The organism is Henriciella sp. (assembly GCF_049649345.1).
GTDB lineage: Bacteria > Pseudomonadota > Alphaproteobacteria > Caulobacterales > Hyphomonadaceae > Henriciella.
This window is the reverse complement of record NZ_JBARZC010000507.1, coordinates 1-7,084: the sequence shown is the minus strand read 5'-3', so window position 1 is coordinate 7,084 and position 7,084 is coordinate 1. Positions and strand designations below refer to the sequence as shown.

At 57.6% G+C, this 7,084-nt stretch carries 5 protein-coding genes and 1 pseudogene; 5 read left to right on the top strand and 1 reads right to left on the bottom strand.

From position 1 onward, the window contains the following. The 5 genes and pseudogenes from WA989_RS14040 to WA989_RS14020 form a co-directional block, all read left to right on the top strand. Positions 1-299 (top strand): annotated as a pseudogene (locus tag WA989_RS14040) (hypothetical protein); the annotation flags it as partial. After that, positions 296-1,633, top strand: a complete 1,338-nt coding sequence (locus WA989_RS14035; protein ID WP_424341112.1) for an FAD-binding protein — start codon at positions 296-298, stop codon at positions 1,631-1,633. The pseudogene WA989_RS14040 and the gene WA989_RS14035, both read left to right, overlap by 4 nt. Further along, complete coding sequence (locus tag WA989_RS14030) at positions 1,630-2,376, top strand: SDR family NAD(P)-dependent oxidoreductase (RefSeq protein WP_424341111.1); 747 nt, start codon at positions 1,630-1,632, stop codon at positions 2,374-2,376. The genes WA989_RS14035 and WA989_RS14030 overlap by 4 nt, the downstream gene beginning before the upstream one ends. 13 nt (positions 2,377-2,389) lie before the next feature. Continuing rightward, positions 2,390-3,937 (top strand): hypothetical protein, encoded by a 1,548-nt coding sequence (locus WA989_RS14025; RefSeq protein WP_424341110.1) that lies wholly within the window; start codon positions 2,390-2,392, stop codon positions 3,935-3,937. Between the two features lie 26 nt (positions 3,938-3,963). Beyond that, the gene (locus tag WA989_RS14020) at positions 3,964-5,196 is read left to right on the top strand and encodes an acyltransferase family protein (RefSeq protein WP_424341109.1); all 1,233 of its coding nucleotides are present in this window, start codon (positions 3,964-3,966) and stop codon (positions 5,194-5,196) included. Positions 5,197-5,428: 232 nt separating this feature from the next. Here WA989_RS14020 and WA989_RS14015 read toward each other — a convergent pair whose 3' ends face one another. Further along, positions 5,429-6,694: a hypothetical protein gene (locus WA989_RS14015; protein WP_424341108.1), complete on the bottom strand. Its 1,266-nt coding sequence runs from the start codon at positions 6,692-6,694 to the stop codon at positions 5,429-5,431. Positions 6,695-7,084: the final 390 nt, after the last annotated feature.

The following is a 7,084-nucleotide window of genomic DNA, read 5'->3' as shown; positions in this document are numbered from 1 at the left end:
TGGGCATGGTCCAAAGCCTTGGTGCAGCGGCGGGGTATGGCGCAAGTCTCGTCCTGTCATTCTACTTTACGAGCCCTGAAGCCGTCATGCTGTACCGGAGCCCGGAAATCCTCTGGGCGACAACGCCGCTGCTTCTTTACTGGATCAGCCGCATGCTCGTGCTCGCAAATCGCGGCGAGATGGATGACGATCCGATCGTTTTTGCTGCCAAGGACAAGACCAGCATTCTGACGGGCTTTTGTGTGCTTGGTGTCATTCTGGTGAGCGAGTTCTTTGACTGGACCATACTGACACAATGAGCGGCGATGAGCGCATTTGTGGATGGGGCCGCCACCCTGTTGTCCGTGCGCCCCTGGAGCGCCCGTCAGATTTGCGCGCGGTTCTGGAAAGTGTGCAATCCAGGCCGGGCGTGATCGCTCGCGGAAATGGCCGCTCCTATGGCGACAGCAGCTTCAATTCCGCCGGTGCGATGTCGATGCTTCGCTTTGACCATATGCTCGATTTCGATCCGGCGTCCGGGCAGATCACGTGCGAGGCGGGGGTGATCCTTGGCGATGTGATTAAGGCCGTCCTTCCGCTCGGCTGGTTTCCGCCTGTCACACCCGGCACGAAATTCGTCACGATTGGCGGGATGATCGCGGCCAATGTCCACGGCAAGAACAGTGTCAAGGACGGCGCGTTTGCAGATTATGTCGAATGGCTGGACCTGATGACCGCCGGGGGAGAGATTGTTCGATGCTCGCCTGAGGAACGCCAAGACCTGTTTCTGGCCACTGTCGGCGGCATGGGGCTGACCGGCATCATTGTGCGCGCCTGCTTCAGACTGAAACAGGTTGAAAGCGCCTGGATCCAGCAGACCCGCATTGCTGCCCCAGATCTGGACAGTCTCATGCAAGCCTTCGATGCGCACGAGGATGCAACCTACCGCGTCGCGTGGATCGATGTCCTTCAAAAGGGAAAGGGTCTGGGGCGCGGTCTGCTCGATGTGGCTGAGCACGCAAAGCTCGACGCGCTTTCCCCGAAACAAAGGGAAGACCCGTTCGCGACCAGGGAGAGACGAAAGAAATCCGTTCCGTTCACATTGCCACTATCGCCGCTGAATGGCCTGACGGTGCGGGCATTCAATGCCATGCACTACCGGCTCGGCCGCATGGGGGCAGGCGAGCGCCTGGTCGATTGGGACAGTTATTTCTATCCGCTGGATACGCTGCTCCACTGGAACAGGATCTACGGGCAGAAGGGATTTGCGCAATACCAGTGCGTCCTTCCGATGGACTCCTCGCGCGCGGCCTTGGGGGAACTGCTTTCGACGATCGCGAACGCAAATAACGGATCCTTTCTGGCTGTCCTCAAACAGCTCGGCGATACGATCGGCACGCTCTCTTTCCCGATGCGCGGCTATACGCTTGCTCTGGATTTCCCCTGGTCGCGGCGAACGGCTGAACTGCTCGAGAAACTCGATGAGATCGTCATCCGCCATCAGGGGCGCATCTATCTTGCAAAGGACTCGCGTATATCAGCGTCCAGTTTCAAAGCGATGCAGAAATCAGCAGCAACCATGACCGATTTTCGAGAAAAATCCGGTGCCGCTTCTGCATTCGCTTCGCTCCAATCTGAAAGGTTGGCCCTATGAGTTCCAATTCAGACCGTCCGGTTCTCATTGTAGGGGCGACCTCCGACATTTCTGTTGCGCTTGCGCGTCAGATGGCTGAGGCCGGCCATCCCGTCTATCTTGCGGCAAGAGATATTTCGCAACTTGAGCCGATTGTGGCCGACCTGAAGATCAGAGCCTGCGTCCCTGTTGAAGCGGTCAAAATGGATGTGACCGATACGGGCACGATGCGAGAGACGCTGTTCGCTTTAGCGCCGTCTCCGAAGATCATCGTCTCCATGGTCGGCCAGATGGGGGTTCAGGCTGACCAGGAGAAAGATCCCGCGCTCGTGCAGTCGGTGACCGATACGAACTTCACCGGGCCTGCCGCGCTGATGGAAGCGGGCGCCGAGCTTTTCCAGTCCATGGATGAACCGACTGTCCTTGTTGGCGTCAGCTCCGTTGCCGGCGACCGCGGGCGCGCACGGAACTATTATTACGGAGCCGCCAAGGCAGCTTTCACGACAATGCTGTCTGGCTTGCGCCAACGGTTGGCCCGCACCCAGACGACTGTGATATCGGTCAAGCCGGGGTTCGTTGCGACGCGCATGACAGCCGGTATGGATCTGCCCGGGCCATTGGTCGCGAGCGATGTCGAATGTGCAAGAATGATCCACCGCGCGATCCGCAAAAAGCGCGAGATTGTGTATCCTCTCAAGTGGAGAGCGGTCATGTATGCGGTCAGATCGGTGCCCGAGCCAGTTTTCAAAAAACTCAGTTTCTGAGTACGCGTCATTTATGCCAGTTCCACCCACAGAGTCTGCACACGCGACCGGTATTCTGGACCGGTTCAGATTTCTGCGCGACTGGCTGGGTGAGGCGTTCAAATCCGTCGGTCCGGAATGGGCGAAAGCCTTGGCCATCGCGGTTGCGCTGATCCAGGCCGCATTGCTTGTCGCGGCGCTTTTGTTCGAGGTGATGCTGCACGCCGATGGGAGCAATTTTGCTTACGGTATCGCGACCGGTGACGCCGCTGATCTGTGGTGGGGTGACATTCTCAGCCGGGCGACAACCTATCTTCTGGTCGTCGTGCCGGCCCAGTTCATCGTCCAGACTTTTGAGCTCGGCGGCGAGGGTCTGATAGCCCTCTATGGCGGGCTCTTCTACGGCTTGCAGCTGATCACCTATCTGATTGCAATCAGCCTTGCCTGGAAACGCTATCCAACCCTGCTCGTCTTTCCCGCCGCTCAATACGCCCTGTCTTCGATCATGGGATACGGCTTTCCATCCGAAGTCCTGATATCGAGTGGATTTGTCTGGATTTCGGCCATGCTGGTGGTCCGCAATCAAGCCTTTTCCATATGGTTTTTTCTCAGCTTTCTGGCGCTGGTTTTCTCACATGAGCTGGCGATCCCGGCCGCTTGCGTCATCGCCTATTGCGCCATTGCGTCATTCCGCAAAGCCGGTGCGCCGGTCTGGAAGAGTGTTGTCTTCGTGGTTGCCATGCTGGCGATCGCGGCTGGTTTTACCTATGCGCGACTGATCGGAGGCGGCGCAACGTCGAATGCCATTTACGTGCTCGATCCGAGGCGGCTGCTGAACCATCCGACGGCCTGGCTGATCACGGCAAGCCTCCTCATCCTTCTCGCCTTCTGGCTGGTCGGGCTCCGGTTTCGGTTCATGAAAACCGTTGGCGCGGTGCTGGGCCTTTTCCTCGTTTGCGTGCCTGTGGCGCTGCATTTGTCCCAGATCGAGATCAATTTCGAACTTGGGCGATACGGCTCGGCGAGGACGATGGTCGGGGGCGCGCTGCTGTTTTTTGTCGTCCTGATGTTCACCCGCACGCCTGCCTCGGCTGGCCCTACGGGGCGTTCGCCGGAAGCCTTCGCCGCGTTCATCCCTGCTGCAATTGTCTCCGCACTGGCCCTCGCCGCAGGGGCCAATGGCGTTTTTATCGCCGATCACCGCATCGCGGCGACAGCGATCGAGGATTTTGTCTCGGTTCCTGCACCGCAAGGCGCGCCCGAAATTGTCGACTATGAGGATTTCTTAGACCAGCTGCCTGCCGGAGAGGCTTCCGCCGTCAAACGGATGAACTATCTGTGGACGATGCGGTTCAGGTCCGTGGTGGTGGCGCCCGATTATTCGCCTGGCCGCATCATCAACGAGAGTCTTCCGTACAATAGCCACTGCCAGAATGCGGGCAAAGCTGATATACAGAAGGGTATGATCGATCCGCACACTGCGGATCTGATCACGCGGTTGTCTTGCGGGGACCAGCAGAGCCAGACGACCAATCGGAGCGACGCAGACGCTCGCTCATACGGCAGCACAAGAGAACGATAGCCGGTGGGGACCTTGGGGGAAGCAATATGAGATACGAAGCTTTGGACAGTTGGCGCGGCATATGCGCGTTGATGGTCATGCTGCACCACTTTTCCGTGGCGACGCACTTTTATCATATCGATCTCATCCGCAACGCGTGGCTGTTTGTTGACTTCTTTTTCGTGCTGAGTGGGTTCGTGATTGCGCTGAACTATAAACAGCGCATCCTTGATGGCTTCAGCGTTCCCAAATTCATGGGCCTCCGTTTCGGCCGTATCTGGCCGTTGCACGCCTTTGTCCTTGCTCTTTTCGTTGTGGCGGAGCTGTTTCTGGCGTTTATGCCCGGGCTTGAGAATATTGTCGGCCGGGATGCCTTCTGTAGGGACTGGACCCAGCCTGATTGTGACGGTCAGCATACTCTGAACACGCTCGCGCCGAACTTCTTTCTTCTGCACGCGCTGCCCGGTGTGTCAGACAATATCTCATGGAATGGGCCAAGCTGGTCGATCAGTACAGAATTCTGGACGTATCTGATCTTTGCTGCCGGCGTCTGGATCGTCAGCCGTCTGCCTTACAGGAACGTTCTGTTCGCAATGGCGATCGTCTCGCTGATCGTTCTCTGTCCCTTGATCCTCTACTTCTTCACCGACAATCGTACGCTCTTCCAGCTGACGACGGCCGGGCTTGTGCGCTGCGTCTATGGCTTTGCCTTCGGTGTGGCCGCGTTCCTGCTTCTTGAGCGATACCGGGACAGGCTGATGACGTTTATGAGCCGGAGAGACGTTGCGAACTGGGTCGAACTTGGCCTTGTCGTGCTTTCTGTCTGGTTTGTTTCGAGCATGGCGAATGGGTCGACCTCGCTATTTGCGCCTCTCATATTCTTTTTCGTGGTCCTTGGATTTGCGTCCCAGAAGGGCTTCATCAGCCGCTTTCTCATGCGTCCGTCCCTGCTTCATCTCGGCCTGATTTCCTACTCGATCTACATGCTGCACTACTTTGTGCAGATGCTGTTCTACTGGCTCCAGGCGCTCGTCGAACACTTTACGGGGTGGAGCATGGTTGCGGTTCTTGATGATGCAGATCCGGCGTCCAACAGCCTCGACGGGCTAAACCTCTGGGCCGGTGATTTCTGGCTTTTGCTGACCTCAGCGCTCATCATCTACTTCTCCCACAAGACCTATCAGCTGGTGGAGAAGCCCGGCCGCGACTGGGTGCGCCACCAACTCAAACGGTTTGATCCGCCCTCCTTGCGAAAGAAGGCGACCATCAGCAACCGATAGGCCTGCGATCAAGGGTCTGACTGAGGGCCCCGTCGTGGGCCGGCAGTTGCGCAGGCGGCAAAGGCCTGATGAGCGTCAGTTAAGCTGAGACATTCTTGCCGAATTGATTCGCGGCGATGAGACGGCGCACAAAATAGCGGCGAGCAGACTATGCCGCTCGCCGCTTTTTTGTTCATTTTAGCCACCTGAACGCGGCGTCGATGCCAGTCAGGCGGTCATCGGGCCCCGGTCTTTACTGGCTGACCGTCGCGCTGTGCGAGGAGCCGACCTGGCTGACGATTGACGCGTTTCCGCCCGCCACTGTTTGCGTGACGATTGTGGAGTTCGCATCGCCCGACTGCAGGATCGTGCTGGTGTTGATATCGCTCGACTGAATGACCGATGCGAAGTTTCCAACGCCCGAGCCAAGTCCGCCTTGATCCTGTTCCAGGAGGCTTTCATTCGTCAATCCGGATTGAACGACGCTGGCCTGCTGATAATCGCCGGCCTGGGTGATCTTTGACGTGCCCCATTCGCCGAACTGGTTGACATAGGCATCGGCGAAAAGACCGGCATTCTGCGTCACGCGGCTGATATTTCCGACATCGTTCTGGACGACGAAGGCCGACGCAGAGTCATTGCTCTGTTCGATATAGCTGAAGTGATGGGCGCCCATCTGGTCGACGATCGCACTGGCATCATCAGCGCCAGACCGCTGCCAGACATCGGAATAGTGCTGGCCCGAAACGCCCTGAACGACGGTTGCGGTCACGCTGTTGCCTTCCTGATCGACGTAGCTTTGGCTGGTGTGCGAATTCTGAGTGACGTTGACGTATTGGTCGGACCCGAAATTCTGGGAGACATCAGATGAGTTCTCATCGCCATTCTGGGTGACAAAAGCGAAGGAGTTTACGCCGCCCTGCAGCACGTCGGATACGTTCTGCGAGCCTGTCTGATCGACGCGCGACGCCGAATAGGGGTTCACTTCAAACGTGGCGTCGAATTGTTCGATAGCGGAGCTGTTGGCATCACCAAACTGGGTGGACGTCGCCGTAAAGCCAGATCCTGGCGTGCCAGCGCTCTGAATGATGCCGGACGTGTTCGCGGTTCCGGACTGTTCGATCGTCGCATCGAGGGAAGCGCCGGAGGGGATGCCGGTCGCGCCTTGAGCAACGCCAGACCCGTATTGGTCGATCGTCGCGATATTGGGAGCGGCAGCTGCCGCTTCACCCGTCTGAACGATTGAAGCCAGGGTATTTGCGCCAATCTGTTTGATCGAGGCGTCATTTGCCGCTGTGGCGAAAAGGCCCGATGACGCATTGTCCATCTGTTCGATGCTGGCACTGTTGCCCGCGCCGTCCTGCTCGATGTCGGCGAGCGCCTGATTGCCGGCTGTCTGGTCAATATCGGCGAGGTTGGATGAGCCGATCTGTTCGACATTAGCGGTCTTTGCGACCTGAGCTGACGCAGTGCCAGCGAGCGCAAGAGCCGATGTCGCCACGATGAGAAGCTTTTTCATTTTTGTCCCCCGGACTCGCCACGTTTCCGCTTGGAGCCAATGTTCCCGGGCTCTAGATATTGCCCGGAGCTGCGATTGAGTGTGACAGAAACAGATCCGCCACGGATGAATGAGCGTGTCCTGTCCGGTTGCGCCCACACTTTATATTTGCCCGCCTGACGAGCGATGATGGGATCGTCCGATTTAGCGTCCCTCGAAGACCAAAAACCCTCGGCCAAACACGTTTATTACGGTCCCGTAATATAGTGATTACCCCCAAATTTTGGAAAATCAAGTTATTTATCAACCGTTAACCATAAATAGTTGAGGTGATGAAACCGGTAAGGCCGTTCAGCCCGCTAGCCCTCAGTACGAAATCAGGTATAGCTCGGCGGGGCCGGGAGGTTGGTC